The organism is Nonomuraea gerenzanensis (assembly GCF_020215645.1).
GTDB lineage: Bacteria > Actinomycetota > Actinomycetes > Streptosporangiales > Streptosporangiaceae > Nonomuraea > Nonomuraea gerenzanensis.
The window spans coordinates 2,029,638-2,050,704 of record NZ_CP084058.1 but is presented as its reverse complement, the minus strand read 5'-3'; the positions used below and the strand labels follow the sequence as shown (position 1 = coordinate 2,050,704).

The 21,067-nt window shown below is 68.2% G+C and carries 18 protein-coding genes and 1 pseudogene; 4 read left to right on the top strand and 15 right to left on the bottom strand.

The annotated features are described in order from the left end of the window. Positions 1-4: 4 nt before the first annotated feature. Positions 5-1,105: a 23S rRNA (adenine(2503)-C(2))-methyltransferase RlmN gene (gene rlmN, locus LCN96_RS10005; RefSeq protein ID WP_225272309.1), complete on the bottom strand. Its 1,101-nt coding sequence runs from the start codon at positions 1,103-1,105 to the stop codon at positions 5-7. Between the two features lie 124 nt (positions 1,106-1,229). On the opposite strand from rlmN, the gene LCN96_RS10000 reads away from it, so the two are divergent. After that, the gene (locus LCN96_RS10000) at positions 1,230-2,246 is read left to right on the top strand and encodes a suppressor of fused domain protein (RefSeq protein ID WP_225272308.1); all 1,017 of its coding nucleotides are present in this window, start codon (positions 1,230-1,232) and stop codon (positions 2,244-2,246) included. A 107-nt stretch (positions 2,247-2,353) separates the two neighbouring features. Here the strand turns inward: LCN96_RS10000 and LCN96_RS09995 are convergent, their stop codons facing one another. From LCN96_RS09995 to LCN96_RS09970, 6 genes are all read right to left on the bottom strand, one after another. Beyond that, complete coding sequence (locus LCN96_RS09995; RefSeq protein ID WP_225272307.1) at positions 2,354-3,193, bottom strand: phosphatidate cytidylyltransferase; 840 nt, start codon at positions 3,191-3,193, stop codon at positions 2,354-2,356. Between the two features lie 103 nt (positions 3,194-3,296). Next, positions 3,297-3,854, bottom strand: coding sequence for a ribosome recycling factor (frr, locus tag LCN96_RS09990; protein ID WP_080042323.1), 558 nt, complete (start codon positions 3,852-3,854; stop codon positions 3,297-3,299). 43 nt (positions 3,855-3,897) lie between these two features. Further along, a complete protein-coding gene (pyrH, locus tag LCN96_RS09985) occupies positions 3,898-4,596 on the bottom strand; it encodes a UMP kinase (protein WP_225272306.1) in 699 nt (232 codons plus the stop codon). A gap of 145 nt (positions 4,597-4,741) precedes the next feature. Next, entirely contained in the window at positions 4,742-5,575 is an 834-nt protein-coding gene (tsf, locus tag LCN96_RS09980) for a translation elongation factor Ts (RefSeq protein ID WP_225272305.1), read from the bottom strand. A 1,032-nt stretch (positions 5,576-6,607) separates the two neighbouring features. Then, positions 6,608-7,564, bottom strand: a complete 957-nt coding sequence (rpsB, locus tag LCN96_RS09975) for a 30S ribosomal protein S2 (protein ID WP_225272304.1) — start codon at positions 7,562-7,564, stop codon at positions 6,608-6,610. Positions 7,565-8,105: 541 nt separating this feature from the next. Beyond that, positions 8,106-8,732 (bottom strand): ArsR/SmtB family transcription factor, encoded by a 627-nt coding sequence (locus LCN96_RS09970; protein ID WP_225272303.1) that lies wholly within the window; start codon positions 8,730-8,732, stop codon positions 8,106-8,108. 237 nt (positions 8,733-8,969) lie between these two features. Here LCN96_RS09970 and LCN96_RS09965 point away from each other — a divergent pair, with 237 nt between their 5' ends. Both LCN96_RS09965 and LCN96_RS09960 read left to right on the top strand, forming a co-directional pair. Further along, positions 8,970-10,193, top strand: coding sequence for an MFS transporter (locus tag LCN96_RS09965; protein WP_263657536.1), 1,224 nt, complete (start codon positions 8,970-8,972; stop codon positions 10,191-10,193). 119 nt (positions 10,194-10,312) lie between these two features. Next, positions 10,313-10,819, top strand: a pseudogene (locus tag LCN96_RS09960) (M23 family metallopeptidase); the annotation flags it as partial. Between the two features lie 129 nt (positions 10,820-10,948). On the opposite strand, the gene LCN96_RS09955 reads toward LCN96_RS09960, so the two are convergent. The 3 genes from LCN96_RS09955 to LCN96_RS09945 all read right to left on the bottom strand — a co-directional run bounded on the left by LCN96_RS09955 (position 10,949) and on the right by LCN96_RS09945 (position 14,211). Further along, a complete protein-coding gene (locus LCN96_RS09955; RefSeq protein ID WP_225276303.1) occupies positions 10,949-11,356 on the bottom strand; it encodes a hypothetical protein in 408 nt (135 codons plus the stop codon). A gap of 479 nt (positions 11,357-11,835) precedes the next feature. After that, positions 11,836-12,717, bottom strand: coding sequence for a tyrosine recombinase XerC (locus LCN96_RS09950; RefSeq protein WP_225272301.1), 882 nt, complete (start codon positions 12,715-12,717; stop codon positions 11,836-11,838). 198 nt (positions 12,718-12,915) lie between these two features. Next, positions 12,916-14,211 (bottom strand): alpha/beta hydrolase, encoded by a 1,296-nt coding sequence (locus tag LCN96_RS09945; RefSeq protein ID WP_225272300.1) that lies wholly within the window; start codon positions 14,209-14,211, stop codon positions 12,916-12,918. A gap of 54 nt (positions 14,212-14,265) precedes the next feature. Here LCN96_RS09945 and LCN96_RS09940 point away from each other — a divergent pair, with 54 nt between their 5' ends. Next, a complete protein-coding gene (locus LCN96_RS09940; RefSeq protein ID WP_225272299.1) occupies positions 14,266-14,841 on the top strand; it encodes a helix-turn-helix domain-containing protein in 576 nt (191 codons plus the stop codon). A 747-nt stretch (positions 14,842-15,588) separates the two neighbouring features. On the opposite strand, the gene dprA is transcribed toward LCN96_RS09940, so the two are convergent. From dprA to LCN96_RS09915, 5 genes are all read right to left on the bottom strand, one after another. Next, a complete protein-coding gene (gene dprA / locus LCN96_RS09935; protein ID WP_225272298.1) occupies positions 15,589-17,097 on the bottom strand; it encodes a DNA-processing protein DprA in 1,509 nt (502 codons plus the stop codon). Positions 17,098-17,382: 285 nt separating this feature from the next. Further along, the gene (locus LCN96_RS09930) at positions 17,383-18,921 is read right to left on the bottom strand and encodes a YifB family Mg chelatase-like AAA ATPase (RefSeq protein WP_225272297.1); all 1,539 of its coding nucleotides are present in this window, start codon (positions 18,919-18,921) and stop codon (positions 17,383-17,385) included. Next, positions 18,922-19,281 (bottom strand): YraN family protein, encoded by a 360-nt coding sequence (locus LCN96_RS09925; RefSeq protein WP_225272296.1) that lies wholly within the window; start codon positions 19,279-19,281, stop codon positions 18,922-18,924. It abuts the gene before it with no gap. Between the two features lie 732 nt (positions 19,282-20,013). Next, complete coding sequence (locus LCN96_RS09920) at positions 20,014-20,340, bottom strand: DUF2469 domain-containing protein (RefSeq protein ID WP_225272295.1); 327 nt, start codon at positions 20,338-20,340, stop codon at positions 20,014-20,016. A gap of 39 nt (positions 20,341-20,379) precedes the next feature. After that, the gene (locus LCN96_RS09915; protein ID WP_225272294.1) at positions 20,380-21,048 is read right to left on the bottom strand and encodes a ribonuclease HII; all 669 of its coding nucleotides are present in this window, start codon (positions 21,046-21,048) and stop codon (positions 20,380-20,382) included. Between the last annotated feature and the right edge of the window lie 19 nt (positions 21,049-21,067).

The following is a 21,067-nucleotide window of genomic DNA, read 5'->3' as shown; positions in this document are numbered from 1 at the left end:
CCGGCTATTCGGCGGCGGCGAGCTGCCCGCAGGCGCCGTCGATCTCGCGCCCGCGCGTGTCGCGCACCGTCACCGGCACGCCGTGGAACTCCAGCCGCCGCACGAACGCCCGCTCGTCCTCCGGCCGCGAGGCCGTCCACTTGGAGCCGGGCGTCGGGTTGAGCGGGATCAGGTTGACGTGCACGAGCTTGTTCCTGACCAGCTTGCCGAGCAGGTCGGCCCGCCACTCCTGGTCGTTGATGTCCTTGATCAGCGCGTACTCGATCGAGACCCGCCGCTTGGTCTTCGCCGCGTACGCCCAGGCGGCGTCGAGCACCTCGCCGACCTTCCAGCGCGTGTTGATCGGCACCAGCGTGTCGCGCAGCTCGTCGTCCGGCGCGTGCAGCGACAGCGCGAGCGTCACCGGCAGCCCCTCGTCGGCGAGCTTGTTGATGGCGGGCACCAGCCCCACGGTGGAGACCGTGACGCCGCGCGCGGAGATGCCGAGCCCGTGCGGCGCCGGCTCGACCATGCGGCGCACCGCCCCGATCACCTGCTTGTAGTTGGCCAGCGGCTCGCCCATGCCCATGAACACGACGTTGCTGACCCGCCCTGGCCCGCCGGGCACCTCGCCGGCGGCCAGCGCGCGGGCGCCGGCCACGACCTGCTCGACGATCTCGGCGGTGGACATGTTCCTGGTCAGCCCGGCCTGCCCGGTGGCGCAGAACGGGCAGTTCATGCCGCAGCCGGCCTGCGACGACACGCACATCGTGACGCGGTCGGGGTAGCGCATGAGCACCGACTCCACCAGCGCCCCGTCGAACAGCTTCCACAACGTCTTGCGCGTGGTGCCGCGGTCGGTGGTCAGCTCCCTGACGGGCGTGAGCAGCGTGGGCAGCAGGGCGGAGAGCTTCTCCCTGGCCGCAGCGGGCAGGTCGGTCATCGCCTGCACGTCGGTGGTGAGGCGCTCGAAGTAGTGGCGCGAGAGCTGGTCGGCGCGGAACGCCTTCTCTCCCAGCTCCGTCACGGCGGCCCGCCGGTCGGCCATCGACAGGTCGGCCAGGTGCCGTGCGGGCTTGGCCCGCCGCGGCGCGATGAAGGTGAGCTGACCTGGAGGCTGGGACACTGTGCTGCCTTTGCTTAGCTTGAGGGGTTTGCGACCAGGGTAATCAACGTTCGGATCGGAGGTGGCATTCCTGGTCTCACTACGGCTCGCGTCTTGGTCTCCGACCGATCTACAGTCATCTCGTATGGCGATTTTTCGGTCGGCATCTGGCGAGGGTGGCACCGAGGTCGTGCTCGCCGCCGGCAACCCTTACGGGAGCCGGACGCTCGTCGTCGAGCGGGACGAGGACTCCTCGGTAGCTTACCTGTGCTCGCCCGACGGCACGGTCCACGGAGCCGTCTGGCTCGCCAACCATCGCCCCGCCCCCGCCGTCGTGGACCTGGCGCGCATCAACGCCGGCCTGCCGCCGCTCATGCCCAGGGCGAACACGCTGCACCCCGACGGCCGCCGGCCGCTCGGGCAGCTCAGCCCGCTGTGGTTCGAGGAGGGCGACGGCGTGGCGCTGTACGAGGACGACGAGCTGCTCGCGGTCATCCCCGGCTGGGCCGACATGAGCAGGGGCATGCCCGGGTACGCCCGCGACGCCGTGGGCGAGTCACCGTTCGCCTGGGCGCTGTCGGAGGCGCTCGAAGGGCTGCGTCCCCGGATCACGAACGCCAGGTCCTACTGGCGCTGGCGGCACGGCGAGGGCTCGTGGCCGTCTTTCCAGCAGTTCGTGATGGGCCATCTGGACCGGGTGCTGGGGCCGGCGGGCCGCTACTGGGACGCAAGCGGCGAGCGGCTGCCGACCGTCGGCATCACCGAGCGGCCGCCGCACGGGGATCGGGGCTTCACCGTGCTGTCCACGGTGGGGATGAGCTGCCAGCGCATGCCGACGGTGGAGCAGTGGATCGACAAGCCGGGCGCGTACGCCAGGATCGAGCTGGCCGTGGCCACCCGCGACGACCCGAAGGACGCGGCGCTGCTGCTGGTGTGGCTGTCGCAGTACCCGTGGCACTCGGTGACCTGGCTGGGCCACGGGCACACGGCCAAGTGGTATCACGAGCCTTCGACGTTCCCGCTGGGGCCGCAGTACTCGGGGGTGCTGATGCAGGCCAACCCGGCCCACATGCCCGACATGTCGGGATTCGCGTTCGGCGGTGAGATCGTCCGGTGGCTCTGGCTCTCGCCCGTCACCACGCAGGCCCTGCAGTCGCACTAGGTCATGAAACCACGCAGACCCTGCAATCACACCAAGCCATGAAACCACGCAGACCCTGCAATCACACCAGGCCATGAAACCACGCAGACCCTGCAACCACACCCAGGTCAGAAGAACAGCGTCATCAGCAGCCAGACGGGCACCAGCGTGGTCACCAGCGAGTCCAGCCGGTCCATCAGTCCGCCGTGCCCCGGCAGGATCGTCCCCATGTCCTTGATGCCGAGATCCCGCTTGATCATCGACTCGATCAGGTCGCCCACGGTCGCCAGCAGCGCCGCCAGCGCCCCGATCAGCGCGCCCTGCCAGAGCTGCCCGCCCAGCAGCCACATCACCAGCCAGGCCCCGACCGCCGTGCAGGCGACGACCGACCCGGCCAGGCCCTCCCAGGTCTTCTTCGGGCTGATCACCGTGAGCTGGTGCCGGCCGAACAGCACACCGGCGGCGTACCCGCCGATGTCGCTCGCCACGGTCACCGCGATGAAGATCAGCACCCGGTGGTTGCCGTCGTCCGGGTGCAGCATCAGCGCCACGAACGCGCTCAGCATCGCCGGATAGAACAGCGTGAACACCGACGCCGACGCGTCACGGACGTAACCGGCCGTCCCGTCGCTGAACATCCGCCAGATCAGCAGCACGAACGCGAACACCGCGAACGTGGCCAGCAACCACTCGGCCCCGCCCCAGTAGGCCCCCACCTGCATCGCCACCAGGCCCGCCAGCACGGGCACGGCGGGCACCTTGATCTCACGGGTGGCGAAGGCCTTGACCAGCTCCAGCACGCCGACGCCGACAGCGCCCACGACCACCAGGAGGAACAGCTCCTTGATCGTGTAGACGGTGCCGATGACCAGCCCGGCCAGGACCAGGCCGACGGCGATCGCGGCGGGCAGGTTCCTTCCGGTACGGCTGCCGCCGCTCGAGCTGGTGCCAGCCGTACGTTCTTCCACAGACGTCTCCAAGAGCCACGGCCCCCGCCATCGGGGCGAGGGCCGTAGGTGACCCGCTACCTGCGACGGACCGCTCCGGGCGACCCGCCGTGCGGCGCGCCGCTCAGACTTCGAGCAGCTCGGCTTCCTTGTGCTTGAGCAGCTCGTCGATCTTCGCGACGTGCTTCTGAGTGAGGTCGTCGAGCTCCTTCTCGGCCCGCCTGACCTCGTCCTCGCCCGCCTCGCCGTCCTTGATCATCTTGTCCAGGGTCTCCTTGGCGGAGCGGCGGATGTTGCGCACCGACACCTTGGCGTGCTCGCCCTTGTTCCTGGCGACCTTGATGTACTCCTTGCGGCGCTCCTCGGACAGCTCCGGGAACGTCACACGGATCACCTGACCGTCGTCGGTGGGGTTCACGCCGAGGTCGGAGTCGCGGATGGCCTTGATGATCGCATTCGTCGAGCCCTTGTCGTAGGGCTGAATGGTCACCATGCGCGCCTCGGGCACGTGGAAGGACGCCAACTGCTGGATCGGCGTCGGCGTGCCGTAGTACTCGGCGTTGATCTTGTTGAACATCGAGGGGGTGACGCGGCCCGTACGGATGGTCGCGAAGTCCTCCTTCGCGACCGATACGGCCTTGTCCATCTTTTCCTCGGCTTCGAGGAGGGTTTCGTCGATCACAGCGGCTCCCTGTCTTCTAGCTGGCGGTGTCGGGCTCGCTCCGTCATTTGCCTGCGGGACTCACCAGCGTGCCGATTTTCTCACCGCGTACCGCTCGCAGGATGTTGCCCTCGCCCATCAGGTCGAAGACCACAATCGGCAGATCGTTGTCCTTGCACAGGCTGATCGCGGTGGCGTCCATGACCGCGAGGTCGCGCAGCAGCACCTCGCCGTAGTCGAGGTGGTCGAAGCGGACCGCGTCCGGGTTCTTGCGTGGGTCGGAGTCGTAGATCCCGTCCACCTGGGTGCCCTTGAGCAGCGCCTCCGCGCCGATCTCCAGGGCCCGCTGGGACGCCGCGGTATCGGTGGAGAAGTACGGCGAGCCGAGGCCCGCTCCGAAGATGACCACGCGGCCCTTCTCGAGGTGCCTGATCGCCCGGCGCGGCAGGAACGGCTCCGCCACCTGCTGCATGGTGATGGCGGTCTGCACGCGGGTCTCGACCCCCCGCCGCTCCAGGAAGTCCTGCAGCGCCAGGCAGTTGATGACCGTGCCGAGCATGCCCATGTAGTCGGCCCTGGCCCGGTCGATGCCGCCCTGCGAGAGGGTCGCACCGCGGAACATGTTGCCGCCGCCGACCACGACCGCGACCTGCACACCCTCCTTGACCGCCTCGGTGATCGAGTCGGCCAGGTGATCGACGATCATCGGGTCGATGCCCAGCGGCTCGCTCCCGGCGAACGCCTCCCCTGAAAGCTTCAGCATCACCCGCTTCCACCTCAGGTGGTTCTGCGGGTTTTGAGATGAGGAAGCCGCCGTCCGTGTGGATTCGTGGGCTGACTCCCGGTGGTCCTGCACGGCGGCGGCCTCCTTCATTCGGTGGATCGTTGAGCTGGCAGCTTGCCTAAGCCTAAGCCTGACCGACCTTGAAGCGGACAAAGCCGAGGACCTCGACGCCGTTCTCCTCGGCGTACTTGCCCACGCTCTTCTTGTTGTCCTTGACGAAGGCCTGCTGCAGCAGCGTGAAGTCCTTGTACCAGCCGTTCACGCGACCCTCGACGATCTTGCCGATGGCAGCCTCGGGCTTGCCCTCCTCGCGGGTCATCTCCTCGAAGAGCTTGCGCTCCTTCTCGACGACCTCGGCGGGAACGGACTCGGCCTTGAGGTACTGCGGCGCCATCGCGGCGGCGTGCTGCGCGATGTCCTTGGCGACCTCGGCGTTCGGCTTGTCGAGCTGCACCAGCACACCGACGGCCGGCGGCAGCGCCGGGTCCGTCTTGTGCATGTACGCACCGATGTAGCCACCCTCCAGCACCGCGAAGCGCCGGATCTCGATCTTCTCACCGAGCGCGGCGTTGGCGATGTCGAGGTGCTCCTTGACGGTCTTGCCGTCGAAGGAGGACTCGACCAGCGTCGCCACGTCGGCGGGCTTGGTCGCCAGCACGTGCGCGACGACCTGGGCGGCCAGCTCCTGGAAGCGCTCGCCCTTGGCCACGAAGTCGGTCTCGCAGTTGATCTCGACCAGCGCGGCGGCGGAGTCACCGTCCTGCTTGAGTGCCACCAGGCCGTTGGAGGCGGTGCGGGCCTCGCGCTTGCCCACGTCCTTGGCGCCCTTGAGGCGCAGCAGCTCGATCGCGCGGTCGAAGTCGCCCTCGGACTCCTCCAGCGCCTTCTTGCAGTCCATCATGCCGGCAGCGGTGATCTCACGAAGCCGCTTGACGTCGGCCATGTTCACGGAAGCCATTGCTCTTTTTCCTTGTGGGATTTCGTCGTCGTCATCGTGGTTCGGGCGAGAGCCGGGGATCCGGCCGCCCACCCTGGGTTCGTACAGGAGCCTTGTCTTGCTCGGGGCTCGGGCCGGCCCGGCTTCGCTGCTGCTTCGCCCGGCATACTGCCCAGCCTCGCCTCGGCGTACCACCTGAGCTCGGCACCACCCAGCGCGACACCTCAGCCCTTGCCTCAGCACCACGCCTCAGCACCTGCTTGAGCACCGCACCTCAGCACCGCGCCCCAGCACCGCACCTCAGCCGTGCCTCAGCACCGCGCCTCCGCGTGGCACCTCAGCACCTGCTTGGGCGCCGCACCTCAGCCATACCTCAGCCGTGCCTCAGCGCTGCGCCCCGGCACTAGCCGCAGCGCCACACCTCGCCATCGACCTTGGCCTCAGCGTCAGCCTTGATCTCAGCATCGGCCTGAGCCTGAGCCTGAGCCTCAGCCTCCGCCTCAGCACCAGACACCAGCATCCGCTGCAGCGCCGCGCCTCAGCATCCGCCTCGATGTCGCGCTCCTGCCTCCAAGCGTGCAGGCGAAGAGCCCGATCCCGACTCGGCGCGAGGAGCCAGGACACCCTGGCCTCACCGCCACCTCGCCCTGGCCTGGCTTACCGTCCGAGGTCTCGGAGCGACCCGCCCGGCATGCCGTCCAGGCTCAGCCATTTGCCGATCCAGAACGCCAACCTTGCCTGACCGCCCACCCGAGACTCGCGGCCACCCGGTGGTTTGCCTTATTCAGCTGTCACGTTGCCTTGCTTGCTCACTCGCCCGCCGACCAGCAGAACACCGGCCGACAAGCCAGCACAGCCACCCCAGCCCAGCCCGCCGTAACCCGGCCCGGCCCAGCGCCGCAACAAGCCCGACCAAGCCGGACCCCGCGGCGACAACTCGCCGGCCCAGCAAGCCACGCCGTCGCTCCGGGGCGCCGCATCTCCACCACATCCGCCCTCAGCCGAAACCAAGGACCTCGCAGCAGCCCAGCGGCACCCCGTACGCGCAGTACGTCAGGCCTGCTGCTCGGTCTCGGTCTCGCCCTGAGCAGCGACCTCGGCCTCGCCGGCGGCCTCAGCCTCGGCGGGAGCAGCCTCGGCGGCCTCAGCCTCGGCCGGAGCAGCGGCCTCGGCAGCGGCGCCCTCCTCGGCGGCGGCCTCGGGAGCGGCAGGTGCCTCGTCGGCCGCACGCTCGCCGGTGCCCTGCTCGATGAGCTCGCGCTCCCACTCGGCCAGCGGCTCGGCGGCGGCCGGCTTCTCGTCACCGCGGGCGGCGCCGGAGCGCGCCATCAGACCGGCGGCGACACCATCGGCGACGACCCTGGTCAGCAGGCCGACGGCGCGGATGGCGTCGTCGTTGCCGGGGATCGGGTAGTCGACCTCGTCGGGGTCGCAGTTGGTGTCGAGGATCGCGACGACCGGGATGCCAAGCTTCTTGGCCTCGCTGATCGCGATGTGCTCCTTCTTGGTGTCGACGACCCACACGGCGCTGGGCACGCGGCCCATGTCGCGGATACCGCCGAGCGTGCGCTCGAGCTTGTCCTTCTCACGGCGGCGCATGAGGAGCTCCTTCTTGGTGAGCCCCGAGCCCGCGACGTTGTCGAAGTCGAGCTCCTCGAGCTCCTTCAGACGCTGCAGCCTCTTGTGCACGGTGGAGAAGTTGGTGAGCATGCCACCCAGCCAGCGCTGGTTGACGTACGGCATGCCGACCCGCGCGGCCTGCTCGGAGATGGCCTCCTGAGCCTGCTTCTTCGTGCCGATGAACAGGATCGTGCCGCCGTGCGCCACGGTCTCCTTCACGAAGTCATAGGCACGGTCGATGTACGACAGAGACTTCTGCAGGTCGATGATGTAGATGCCGTTGCGCTCGGTGAAGATGAAGCGCTTCATCTTCGGGTTCCAGCGCCGAGTCTGGTGGCCGAAGTGAACGCCGCTCTCGAGCAGCTGTCGCATGGTGACGACGGGGGCCATGTGCTGGTCCTCCAGGTCTTGGCGCCCTGCGGATGGGCGCGGTTCTCGGTTGTGCCGCGACAGCGCGTTGTCTGCCGCCCTGATGCCCCGAACCCGCTCCCGCCGGGCACATGGCCCGGACCGATGGCGCGGTCCGCAATGGGGCATGCGAAGTCGGCCTGTGGTCACAGGCCATCGAAAAGTCTACCTCCCACACCACCCCAGGCTGACCGTCTGCGGTCAAACGGACATCCGCCCCTACCTCGTCCCCACCACGCACTCATCCCCCGATCACCACACAAACCCCCGCTCCTCTCCATCAAGCCGCGCTCCGAGACCGAACCCCCAAAAACCGCGGCCACCCCCGAACGGACATACCCCACTCCAACACCACCCACAACACCTGTCACCAGCACTTCAACGCCCCAACCTCACCCCCATGCCGACACGCCGTCCCCCACGTCCGCACCTTCGCGCCGACACGCCTTTCCCTGGTGACGACGCCCCGCCCCTCGCGTCGGCACGCCGCCCTCTCAGACGCGCAACGCCGCCGCGCTCCCTCTCACTCGTCTCCCCGCCCAGCATCGTGGTCCTCGGTGGGCAGCCCCGGAACCACCCTCGCCGCCACCGGAAACAGATTGATCTGCGCCTCCACGAGCCGGGCCCCCGCAGGCGCGACCTCCGCACCCCGGTCCCGAGCGAAATACGGCTCGATCAACTCCTCGATCTGCCGATTCAGCCGCGCAAGCTCCTCAGGATCGACCCGGAGACGATGCCGGCTGAACAACGTCACCTCCCGCCACTCGTCCGGCTCCAGATCGGAGTTCGCCAGCGCCCGCTCCGCCTCCTCGTTCGCATCCCGCCGGAACGCCGCGATCAACAACACCTTCGCCGCCCGCACCTCCGGCTGATCATCAGGCCGCGTCCCCACACTCAGCGGCCGGTCCACGCCCTGCCACACCCGCTCCCTGCCATCCCCCCGCGGCGGCGCGTCCTCCACGAACCCGTACTTGGCCAACATCCGCAGGTGATAACTGGCGGCACTGGGCGTGATCCCCGCGATCTCCGCCACCTCGGTCGCGGTCGCGCTCCCCTGCACCCGAAGCCTGTTGAGGATCATCAACCTCGCCGGATGAGCCAGCGCCCGCATCGCCTTGGGGTCGCTGAGCCCTTCTCTCTCCTGCGTCATGCGCCAAACGTACCCATCCCGAGACCTGAAACGTTGCTTTCATAACTATGAAGGGTTACCTTCATAGTTATGAAGCGTTCCCTTCACAACTCGCCCAGCAGCACCTCCCCCACACCAACCACCAGTCGCAGCACCAGAACCGCCACGCCACCTCCCCCCGCAACGGCACAACCGCCCGCTCCCCAACCCACCGCCCCCCTCCCTCAGCCAGACCGAACAAATCCGCCCCCACCTCCCCTGCGCAAGCAACGCGACTACCGCCTCCTCTGGACGGCCCGCACCATCTCCGTCACCGGTTCGGAGGTCTCCAAGCTGGCCATCCCGTTGACCGCGGTCACCCTGCTGACCGCCTCCCCCTCCCAGATGGGCATCCTCACCGCCGCCGCCTCGGTCCCGGTCCTCCTGTTCGGCCTCCAGTCGGGAGCCATCGCCGACCGGCTCACCCGCCACCGCCCGCTGATGATCGCTTGCGAGCTCGTCTCCTGCGCCGCCGCGGTCACGATCCCCATCGCCTGGCTGCTCGGCATACTGAACGTCGTCTGGCTGGTAGCCGTTGCCCTGGTCATCGGCACAGCAGGCGTACTCTTCAAGGCCGCGAACTTCCCGCACCTGGCAGCGGTGGTCGACCCCTCCCAGCGAACGGAGGCCATGGCCGGCTTCCACGCCTCCTATTCGGTGGCGTCAGTCAGCGGCCCCGGCCTGGCGGGCCTCCTGGTGCAACTCCTCACGGCTCCTCTGGCCGTACTGGCTGAGGCGTTCGCGTTCCTGACCTCGGCCCTCCTGCTGCGCACCATCAGAACCCCCGAGCACAACACCCCCTCGGCGTCCAGGAGCATGTGGCGCGACGTCGTGGAAGGCCTGAAGACCAGCGTCACCCACCCGGTCCTGCGCGCACTCCTGGGAGCCGGCGTCACCATCAACTTCTTCGCCATGGCCTACACGGCCGTCTACATGCTCTACATGCTGAACACCCTCGACATCCCCAAAGCTCTCATCGGCGCCCTCATCGCCCTGAGCGGCGCCGGCGGCCTCCTCGGCGCCTGGCTGACGGCCCGCCTGTCCAAGCGCTACGGCGAGAACCGCGTCCTGCTCATCTCGGTGATCTTCTTCCCCATCGAGATCCTCGCAGTGGGCCTGCTGACCGGCCCGTTGTGGTGGAAGCTCTCCCTGCTGGCCCTGACCAGCACGATCACGGGCGGCATCGTCGTCGCCTTCGCCACCTGCATGGGCGCCATCACCCTCAGGGAAACCCCTCCAGAGCTACGCGGCCGCGTGAACGCCACCACGACCTTCGCCGTCCAAGGCGTCCTGGCCCTGGGCGGGCTCGCCGGCGGCTTCCTCGCCGAACTCGTGGGCCTACGCCCCGTCATCCTCATCTGCGCAGCCGGCATAGCCCTCAGCACCATCTGGATCTGGACGTCCCCCCTCCGCCCCCATCACCGCCGCACCGTCAACACCTGATCATCTGGCGCACCTCACACGCCCGTACTTCGCCCCATCCCTCCGCCCACATCCACGCCTTATCCACAGAACGACGTTCGCCCTCCCGCGCCCCCGCCCGCTTCAGCCAACCTCCCACCATGAACACCCAACCCTCCATCCCCCGAGCAACCCCGCTCCCCTTGCTCCCATCGCCCAGTCCCCTGACGAGACTCACCTCTGCCGCCTCGATATTGCTCATCTCGACAACCCTGCTCCTGTCCACCACCCCCGCCCACCCAGCGAGAGCCTCTCCCCCGACATGGCGCTGGCCCCTCGATGGAAATCCCAGAATCCTGCGCCGCTTCACCCCACCGCCAGAGCCATGGCTCGCAGGCCACCGCGGCCTCGACCTCGCCGCCCCAGCCGACACCCCAGTCCTGGCAGCCGGTCCAGGCACGATCCGCTTCGCCGGCCCCGTAGCCGGCAAGGGCGTGGTCACCATCGAGCACGAAGGCGGCCTACGCACGACCTACCTCCCCGTCACGCCCTCAGTACGCCGAGGCCAACCCGTCACCCCTGGCACCAAGCTCGGCACCGTCGAGCCTTCGAGCAAGCCCCACTGTGAAGAGTCCTGCCTCCACTGGGGCCTCCGCCGCGGCACCACCTACCTGAACCCACTCCAACTCCTGGGCCAAGCCCCCACCCGCCTCCTCCCCTTCTGGCCCACCCCTCCGCACCTCCACGCCCTCCACCCCCACCCCTTCCACCCCCGCGCCCTTCACGCCCGACATCCCTCACACCTTCGCGCCCTCCGCCCCAGCGATCTTCTCCGCCATGCCCTCCCCCGCCGCGCCCTCCAACGCCACACCGCCCATCTCCACGCCCGCCACCCCCGGCACTTCCACCTTCACGCCCGCCACCCCCGGCACTTCCACCTTCACGCCCGCCACCCCCGGCACTTCCACCTTCACGCCCGCCACCCCCGGCACTTTCACCTTTAGGCCGGTCATCCCCGCCGCCTTCACCGCCGCATCCTCCGCAGCCGTAATCAAGACCGCAGCCATCGCAGCCACCGCGCACCCACTCAGCGCCATCACGCTGAACCAGACACCAACCACGACCGCCCCCATGTCCGCCACCATCGTCAGCACCAATCCCAACGCCAACTCCCCCAGCACCTCACCACCGATTGCCGCGCTCATTTCGCATTTCCACCGCAGCCCAAGCACAACCGGCGCTCCAAGCCCCAGGGACGACAAAAGCCTCCACCCCAGTCCTCCTCAGCCGAGCCCCAACAGCGGCCTAACGCCCCTGCCACGACCTTCATGCGTCACCGTCCCCATCCCTCAGCCCCCTTACTGGCTTGGAACGCTCCAAGAGCTACGCCGCAACCTCTCCCCTCACCTCGCCATCACCGCCATCGGCCTCTCCACCTCCGCCATAACCCTCCTCCTCATCACCGCCGCATTTCTCCGCCGCCGCCGCCGCACACCCCGCTCCACCCCGAACCCACAAAGTCGCATCAAAGGCCAGCACCGCAAACAACGGCTCCCCAGACCCAGCAACCGCGGACACCACCCCAAGCCCCCTCAAGCCTGCGTCAACCAGCTCACGCCCGACCAACGCATCAGCCCCAAATAACCACCCCTACCAACCCACCGAACGCATCATCAAGCGCTCATCAAGCCCTCGGATGCGCCTGCCGATACGCCGCCCGCAACCTCTCGATAGAAACGTGCGTATAAATCTGCGTCGTACTCAAAGACGCATGCCCGAGCAACTCCTGAACACTCCGAAGATCAGCCCCACCCTCCAGCAGATGCGTCGCCGCACTATGCCGCAACCCATGCGGCCCCATATCCGGAGCCCCCTCCACCTGCGCCAACCGCGCATGCACCACCCGCCGAACAGTCCCCGCATCGATACGACCACCCCGCACCCCGAGAAAAAGCGCCGCCCCCGATCCGGCCCGCATCAACAACGGCCGCCCATGAATGCACCACCGATCCAACGCCCGCAGCGCAGGCGCCCCGAACGGCACCGACCGCTCTTTCCGCCCTTTCCCCAGCACTCTGATGACGTTCCGCTCACGATCCACGTCGTCCACATCGAGCGCACAAAGCTCACCCACCCGCACACCCGTGGCATACAGCAGCTCCAGCAGCGCCTGATCCCGCAATTCCTTGGGCTCCCCCTCGGAAGGCACCGCCAGCACAGCCTCCGCCTGCCGCTGATCAAGCACGGCAGGCAACGCCCGAGGCGACTTCGCGCTGCCCAGCAGCAACCCGGGATCCGCCACCAGCCAGCCCCGTCGATGGCAGTAAGCGGTGAAGGTACGAGCGCACGCAGTCCGCCGCGCCAACGTAGCCCGCGCTTTCCCAGCAGCATGCTGCCCCGCCAGCCACTCCCTGAGCACCCCGATGTCCAGCCCCTCGACCTCCCCGCCAGTGTGGTCGAGCAGAGAGTTCACATCAGCCAGGTACGCCCGAACCGTATGCGGCGAAAGATCACGCTCAAGCCGCAGATACCGCCCGAACTCCGCCACAACCTCGTCCCTGTCCACGCCCGAACCCTCCCGTCTCTCCCTCCCCACCAACCTCTCACCACTGCCCGAACCACACCACAACTCTCACCCTCTCCAAGGCCCGACCCCAGCCACCCAGCCACCCACCCAGCCACCCAGCCACCCAGCCAGCCACCCAGCCACCGAGCCAGCCGCCCACCCACGCGCCATACCCAAACAACCTCCCCAAGTGCGCGGCTACGACAACCGCACACCAGCCCCCCGCACCGCGGCAACCCACTCCGCGACGTCCTCGACCACAGCCGGATCGACATGTTGCGCAGCCTCGTACTCCTCAGGCGTGGAAACACCCTCACCAGGAAAGAAGAGGTGGTTATCGGCGTCGTACACCCGAATCGTCACATCGGAACGGTGGCCAAGGCCCGCACGCCACCCGGACAGATCGTCCGCGACAGTGACCTGATAATCCCGGCCTCCCTGAAGGATGAACATCGGCTTGTCCAGGCCCGCCGCAGTGGCGACCGGGTCATAGTCACGCAGATCCAGCCAATACGAAGCGGGCAACCCGAAAGGCAGCTCCGTAGCCGGCGTGGAGAGCGAGAAGTCGGGGCTGTCGACCACGGCCGCCTGCCCGACAAGACCCTCGACCGCAGCCTCCGGGACCATGCCCGGACTCACTCTGGCGAGGTAGCGCACCACCCGCACAGCGGCGCGATGCATGGGCTGCGTATCACCAGCCATGATCACCAGTCCGGCCACGGAACTCTCCTCGGCGGCCACCCGCGGAGCCACCTTGCCCCCCATGCTGTGCCCCACCAAGAAGACCCGCCCGGCATCCACTTCGGGCCGCCCCTGAAGCAACCGAACGGCAGCCACCGCGTACGGGACGTACTCGCCGGTCATCGTGAAGTCCGACGCGGTCATCATCTCCCGATGCGTGTAAGTCACCTTGTCGAAGCGCAGCACGGCCACACCCCGACTGGCCAGCCCCCAAGCGAGATCCTTGAGCGGCTTGTTGGGCCCGCTCGTCTCATCGCGGTCGAACGGCCCCCCTCCACTGAGCACCACGACAGCAGGCCACGGCCCCTCACCATGCGGCAAGCTCAACGTGCCCGGCACCGCGTGAGTACCGGCGGCAACGGTGACGTCCTGCTCGAAGAAGCGCTCAGGCTCAACATAAGACGGCATCGTCCACGCCCCCGTCCCCGCTGCCGCCAACTGCAGCCCATGCAGACTGCCACCCTCATCGACCACCACAACGAGGGCGAACTCACCCTCCCGGCAGTCGATCGGAACGCTCACCCGCACCAACCCCGCACCGGCCCCCTCACTCACCGGCCGCCCGACGCCGGCCACCCCACCCCGCTTGGCGACCACCTCGCCGTGCCACGCCTCCTGCAACAGTCGCGCAGACACGACAGCCCGCAGCGACGGAGCAAGCAACTGCTCGATCTCCTCAAAACGCCCCGCACCTGCCATCTCCACAACAGAGACGGCAACCGCACCCGGCTCGACGGCTTCTCCCACGCCCACCCACCCAACCTTTCTCATTTATGAGAAAGGTAGCACATATGAGACCATATGCCGGTGGACACCTTGGAACTTCTGGCCCACCCGGTACGGCTCCGCATCGTCCACGCGATGCGAGGCGGTCGCATGCTCACGACGTCCCAACTGTGCGCGCGCATCCCCGACGTCTCCAAGGCCACGCTCTACCGCCACATCGAGCTGCTTGCGCTCGAGGGAGTCCTGGAGGTGGCCGAAGAGCGGCGGGTACGCGGAGCCGTCGAGCGCCGCTACCGCCTACGCCAGGACCTCGCGGTGATCGACCCCGCCATGGTCGAATCGCTGACGCCCGACGACCACCGGCGCGGCTTCGCCACAGCCATGGCCATCCTGCTCGCCGAGTTCAACGCCTACCTCGACCGGGACGAGGCCGACCCGGTCGCCGATCTCGTCGGCTACCGGCAGCACGCGATCTGGCTCAGCCACGACGAACTGCACGAACTGATCAGCGAGCTACGCGCCGCCATCGCCCCCCGCCTCTCGAACCCCTCGGCTCCCGACCGCACGCAATACCTGCTCAGCCCGATCCTGTTCCCGATCGAGTCACCGTCGTCAGCCCTTGATCCGGACGGCAGCGGGGAAGCTCTCGATCGTTGAGCCAACAACGAAAACGCCCTCAACGCGGGAGCCCGCGCACGTCCACCGGCGTTGGGGATGGAAAGGACCGGGGTTGTGCGCCGCGAAGAAGGGCGGGCAGGCCTGACCGACCGGACGACACCACGAACTCCACGCGCAAGGGGCGGTGCTGGCAGCACTAATGCCAGTCAATACACCGCAAGCCCGGAACAAGGGCGGAGGCTGCCGACCGGTCAGGAACGCTTCGAAGGCCACCGACCGCCTCGGAAACGAGGGCGAAAGTCGCCGACCGGCCAGCAGCGGATCCGAAGGCCACCAAATAGCTAGAGGACGAGAGGCACCGACCCGGTGAAACTCGGGTCGAGGCCGCCGACGGCTTGCTGCTCGCGGTCGCGCTGGAGGGCAGGTGGACGTTCGGCTTGGTCAGGGCCGAATCGGCGTAAGTATGGTGACGGCCATCGCTTGATCCTTGGAGGGCCTATTCAAACCGAGGAGAGCAGAACGATGGCCGCAGACAACAGTTTGGCCGGTGAGCGGCGCTGGAGAAGCAGATCGTGCACCAGTGACCCCCACTTTCTCGCTACCGAGTTCAAGGTGCTGCTTATCTAGGGCGGCGTGATGGGCGGACATGTCTCGCGGGACGCAACCGCGGAGTGGTGTGATCGGTCCTCGCGGGAGGCCCTACAGGGTCGAGTCGCCGCCATATGACGTCACCGTCGCAGCTCGCCTGGCCGGGACTTCGGCCGGGCATGCGCGGTCACGCACACGTCAGGTACCGGGGTCGTGCTGCGTGTCGCTCTCGGGGCGATCTTGAGCTGGGGTCAGCCGCCGTTCGGTCAGGGGATTCGGCGTCGCGGGGCGGAAGTCGTCGTGGGGTGGCGGGTGATGGGGTGGCGGGTCGTGCGGTGGCGGGTCGTGCGGTGGCGGGATGTCGGTCGGGTCTGGTTCCGGGAGAGGTGGGGGTTCGAGGGCTGCGGAGTCGGGGGCCTTGCGGTACGTGGTCGGCTGTTTGCGGAGGCGCCAGCCTCTGGGGGTGCGTTCGATGTAGCCGGCGGCTGCCAAGCCGCCGAGGGCGCTCAGGGTCGTGTCGAGGCTCAGGCCGGCTGCCACCGCGATCGAGGCGGGGCCTGCGCCGCCTCTGGCCGGGACCGCGTCCAGGACTCTCTTGGTCGGCTCGTTGAGTCTGTCTCTGGGAACGGCGGGGGCGCGGATCTGCGGGGCGAGGTCGTCGCCGAGCATGCCTACGAGGTCGATCATGTCTTCCGGGGAGGTGATGCAGACGGCCTTGCGTTCTCGGAGGAGTTTGTGGCAACCGGCTGACATCGCGGAGGTGATGGGGCCCGGGACTGCTCCCAGGTGCCTGTTGAGGGACAGGGCGTGGGTGGCTGTGTTGAGGGCGCCGCTGCGGATGGCGGCTTCGACGACGACCGTTCCTCGTGACAGGGCCGCTATCAGACGGTTGCGGATGAGGAAGCGGGCTCTGGTCGGGTGTACGCCGGGCGGGCACTCGCTGATGAGGACGCCCTTCTCTCTGATCTCGGCGAACAAGGGCTCGTGGGCGCTCGGGTAGGAGACGTCGACGCCGCAGGCCAGGACCACGACTGTGGGTGCTCCGGCGGCCAGAGCGCCCTTGTGGGCCGCACCGTCCACGCCGAAGGCGCCGCCGGAGACGACGGTCCAGCCTGACTCGCTGAGACCGACGCCGAACTCGGCCGCGATGTGGGAGCCGTACGAGGTGGCGGCCCTGGCTCCGACGATGGCCACGGATTTGAGGCAGGAGAAGCGGAGGTCGGCGTTGCCGTGCACCCAGAGGCCGAGGGGGCGGCTGCGGCCCAGTTGGTTGAGCTGGGTGGGCCATTCCGGGCTGCCGGGGATGATCAGCCTGGCTCCGGATCGTCGGCCGGCTTCGAGGTCGGCCGCGGGGTTGGCGGCTGCCAGGCGGGTGTACCAGGCGTTCAGGCAGGACGTGAGGTTGGGTGGGCGTTCGTGCTGGGCTTGTCTGGCGATGAAGTCCGGAGGGAGGGTGCGGGTGCGGATGGCTTCCACTGCCTGTGGGGCGCCGTACTGGGCTACGAGGCTGCCCATGGTGACGTCTCCGACGTCGGCGGCTCGCATGAGAGCGGCTCTCGCCTCGATCTCGCTTTCGGACTCGATCTCGCTCTCGGACTCGATCTCGCTCTCGGACTCGATCTCGCTTTCGGACTCGACTCCCCTGACAGCCTCAACTCCCCTGGCGGTCTCGTGTTGTCTGTCGGATTGAGTCGCGCTCTCCGTCATGACCCCTCCTTCCTTATCGGCTTGCCAAGCGGCTCGGGTCGCCCATACAGGGTTGGCCATCCCTTGGTCCTCGGCTCTCCTGGTGGCGATGGCCACCTCCTCGACCTTGCTCTCTGTGGCTGTGGAAGGTGTGGCGGTCACGGGTCCTCCCGAAAGTGTGTGGGGATGGCGGTTCGCCCGGAGGGCGGTGGGCGAGGCGGGAGGAGCAGGAGGAGGAGGACGTGGCGCCTTGGGAGGACCGTTCGGACGTGATGGCTGGGGAGGTGCTCTGAGGTTGCGGGCGGGTCATCGCACACCGAGCCAGAAGCTGAGCGCCGCGTTGGTTTCGTCCTGTCCTGGGAGGTCTTTGCCGGCCAGGTCGGCGAGGGTCCAGGCCACTCGTACGACGCGGTCGAGGCCGCGGGCGGTGAGGGTGCCGGCGTCCAGGCAGGCCGTCATGGGCTGCATGGCGGCGTCCGAAGGGCGGTAGTCGGCGTGGAGGACGGAGGAGGGGATCTCGGCGTTGGAGCGCCACTGCGTGCCCGCCAGGCGCTTGGCGGCTCGTTCACGAGCCACCAGGACCCGTTCTGCGACCGTCTTGCTCGTCTCCACGAACTGGCGGTCGGCCAGGAGCTCGCGGCGGGAGGAGCGGGCGACCGTGACCTTCATGTCGATGCGGTCGAGGAGCGGGCCGGAGAGGCGGCCCAGGTAGCGGCGTCTGATGGTGGGAGAGCATCTGCAGGTCTCCCCCTGGTCCTCCGCCTGGGAGCAGGGGCACGGGTTGGCCGCCAGGACGAGCATGAACCGGGCGGGGAACGTGACCGAGCCTGCGGACCTCGACACCGTCACCCGGCCGGACTCCAGGGGTTGTCTCAGCCCGTCCAGGACATGCCGGGGGAATTCCGGGGCCTCGTCCATGAAGAGCACGCCTCTGTGGGCCAGGGAGACGGCTCCGGGGCGGACGATCGTGCTGCCGCCGCCGATGATCGCGGCGGCGGTCGCCGTGTGGTGCGGGCTGACGAACGGAGGGTGGCTCATCATCGGCGCGTTGGGCGGCAGGACGCCGGCGACCGAATGGATGGCGGTGACCTCCAGGGCGTGATCGAGCTCCAGGTCCGGCAGGAGGGTGGGGAGGCGTTCGGCCAGCATGGTCTTGCCGGTGCCCGGCGGGCCGAGCATCCACAGGTTGTGGCCGCCGGCCGCGCACACTTCGAGTGCTCGCCGGGCGACCGGCTGGCCGACGACGTCCGCCAGGTCGACGCCGGGGGCGCAGGTGGTCTTGGGCGGGTCGGCGTACTCCTCGATCTCGATCTCGGGCTCGGGTGGGGCGTCGCCCTTGCGCAGCCACTCCACGAGCTGGCGCAGGTCCGCGACCGGGATCACCTTCACGTCGGGGACGAGGACGGCCTCGGCGCAGTTCGCGGAGGGAACCACGACCGTGACGTCACCGTGCTTGGCCGCGCCCAGGACGGAGGGGAGCACGCCGCGTACGGCTCTGATGCGGCCGTCGAGGCCGAGCTCTCCCAGGAAGAACGGCTCCGCGATGCGCTCTGCCGGGACCACGCCGGCCGCGCCCAGGATGGCCATGGCGATGGCGAGGTCGAACTGGGAGCCCCGCTTCGGCAGGCTGGCCGGGAAGAGGCTGACGATGATGCGGGCGTCGGGCCAGGGGTAGTTACTGTTGACCATCGCCGATCTGACGCGGTCGCGGGCCTCGCTCAGCGCGGTGTCGGGCAGACCGATGAGATGGATGCCTGCCAGGCCGTTGCCCACGTCGGCTTCGACCTCGACCGTGCGGCCCGCGACTCCTACCAGGGCCACGCTGCGCGTGCGGGCCACCGCCATCTAGATCGCCCCCCTTACGTGGTGGAGGGCGAAATCTCCTGCGAAGCGTTCCAGGGCTATGACGTCGACGCGGACCGTTTCGAACGTGCGGGGTTGTGCGGAGAGCCATTTGGCGGCGAGCATGCGCAGTCTGGCCAGTTTGGTGGGGCTCACGGATTCCAGTGCTGTGCCGTGGGATCTGCCTGAGCGGGTTTTGACCTCGACCACGACGAGGGTGGGGCCTTCTTCCGCGAGGATGTCGATTTCGCCGTGGCGGCAGCGCCAGTTGCGGTCCAGGACCTTCATTCCGTTGGCTTCTAGGTAGGTTACGGCTGCTTGTTCGCCGCGTTTGCCTAGTTCGAGCTTGGTTTCCTTGGCCATGTGCCGCCTCCGTGGGGGTTGGGGTTGGGCATGACCTTGGCGGATGGGGGGTGGGGGTGGAGGGGCCGAACGGGGTTCTGTGGATGGGGCGGCGAGGAGGTGGTGAAGCTGTGGATAAGTGGGCTGGCTTTGGGGCGGCCGCTCGTGCGTGCTGGGGGCCGGGGTTGAGGGCTGGGTGGGGGAGTTGCTGGGTTTGGCGTTGGATTAGGTGTGGGCGCTGGAGCTGGCGGTGTGGAGGAGTGGTCGAGTGGACGAACTGGAGCGAGGTGGACAAGGAAGCGGGATGAGGGGCGCGCGCTGGTCCGAGGTGGTGCGTGCTACGTGAGGCGGGCATGGGCACGCGTGAGAGGCGGGTGCGCGTGAGGCGGGCGCGGATGCGCGTAAGGCAAGGCGCGCAAGGGCGCAAGGGCAAAGAGAAGCAGGTAGCCCGGAGAGGGAGCAAACGGGTGGCGGTGGAGGTGAATCCCGCGGACGAGGCACCAGTACGGCCCCCCGGCCAGGGCATGAGAGCGCGCCCGCACCGGCACACCCCAAGAACGGCAAACCCCGAAACCAACACCCAGCCCGAGCCAGAAGCCCGCACAGCCCCCAAGAACAGCCTGAAACCTAGGCAGGCATACCCACCGCAAGCCCAGACAGGCTACGCCCCACCGGCGAATACCATCCTCACGCCGGTCAGGCGGCCCCCGCACTCAGCAGGCCAACAACCGCCCCACCCCCGACACCCCCCGCCTACCCAGCAGAGAACCCTTCCTTAGGCATCTCCAGATCCGCCTTGGCCAGCTCCTCCACGTTCACATCCTTGAACGTCACCACCCGCACGTTCTTCACGAACCGCGCCGGCCGATACATGTCCCACACCCACGCGTCCTGCATCTTCACATCGAAGAAGACGTCGCCGTTCTCGGCGGTACGGACGTCGAGGTCGACCGAGTTGGTCAGGTAGAAGCGCCGCTCAGTCTCCACCACGTACGTGAACAAACCGACGACATCACGGTATTCGCGGTAAAGCTGCAGCTCCATCTCGGTTTCGTACTTTTCGAGATCCTCTGCGCTCATCGCGGTCCTCCTGTCGTACCGGTCCCCCGGTTCGCCTGGTCAGGCAACCCCGGCCCCCATTTCATTCTCACCCATCTCCCTCGCCACCGTGACGAAGGAGTAACGGTGATCAGGACACGGACCGTGCGTTTCCAGCGCGAGCCGGTGTCCTGGTGTGACATACCCCTTGTGTTCGGCGAAGCCGTACTGCGGGTAGCGCTCGTCGAGCGCGACCATCAAGCGATCCCTGGTCACCTTGGCCACGATCGACGCGGCCGCCACGCACGCGGCCACCTGGTCCCCCTTCCACACGGCCAGGGACGGCGCCGGGAGCCCCGGGACCGGGAAACCGTCCGTCAGGATGTACTCCGGGTCACAGGGCAACTGCGCGACCGCCCGCCGCATTCCCGAGACGTTGCATCTGTGCAGACCTTTGGCGTCGATCTCCCCCGGAGGGATGATCACTATGCCGACGTGCGCGACCCGCATGATCTGGTCGTGCAGGCGTTCGCGCACCGCGGGGCTCAGCAGTTTCGAGTCGCTCAGGCCGTCGAGCTGCTTGCGCAGGATGACGGACGCGACCACCAGGGGCCCGGCGCACGCGCCGCGGCCGGCCTCGTCGACGCCCGCGATGGGGGTCAGGCCGCGGCGGGCCAGTGCCCGTTCGTAGGCGTAGAGTCCGGAATCGCGCCGGACGACGCTCGGACGAGGGCGGAACGCAACTGTCATGACACAGGCAGCGTACGCC

Coding starts and splice junctions, on each gene's coding strand:
- LCN96_RS10000 (WP_225272308.1), top strand. CDS start 1,230: ATGGCGATTTTTCGGTCGGCATCTGGCGAGGGTGGCACCGAGGTCGTG.
- pyrH (WP_225272306.1), bottom strand. CDS start 4,596: ATGCTGAAGCTTTCAGGGGAGGCGTTCGCCGGGAGCGAGCCGCTGGGC.
- tsf (WP_225272305.1), bottom strand. CDS start 5,575: ATGGCTTCCGTGAACATGGCCGACGTCAAGCGGCTTCGTGAGATCACC.
- rpsB (WP_225272304.1), bottom strand. CDS start 7,564: ATGGCCCCCGTCGTCACCATGCGACAGCTGCTCGAGAGCGGCGTTCAC.
- LCN96_RS09970 (WP_225272303.1), bottom strand. CDS start 8,732: ATGACGCAGGAGAGAGAAGGGCTCAGCGACCCCAAGGCGATGCGGGCG.
- LCN96_RS09955 (WP_225276303.1), bottom strand. CDS start 11,356: ATGAGCGCGGCAATCGGTGGTGAGGTGCTGGGGGAGTTGGCGTTGGGA.
- dprA (WP_225272298.1), bottom strand. CDS start 17,097: ATGACGGAGAGCGCGACTCAATCCGACAGACAACACGAGACCGCCAGG.
- LCN96_RS09930 (WP_225272297.1), bottom strand. CDS start 18,921: ATGGCGGTGGCCCGCACGCGCAGCGTGGCCCTGGTAGGAGTCGCGGGC.
- LCN96_RS09925 (WP_225272296.1), bottom strand. CDS start 19,281: ATGGCCAAGGAAACCAAGCTCGAACTAGGCAAACGCGGCGAACAAGCA.
- LCN96_RS09920 (WP_225272295.1), bottom strand. CDS start 20,340: ATGAGCGCAGAGGATCTCGAAAAGTACGAAACCGAGATGGAGCTGCAG.
- LCN96_RS09915 (WP_225272294.1), bottom strand. CDS start 21,048: ATGACAGTTGCGTTCCGCCCTCGTCCGAGCGTCGTCCGGCGCGATTCC.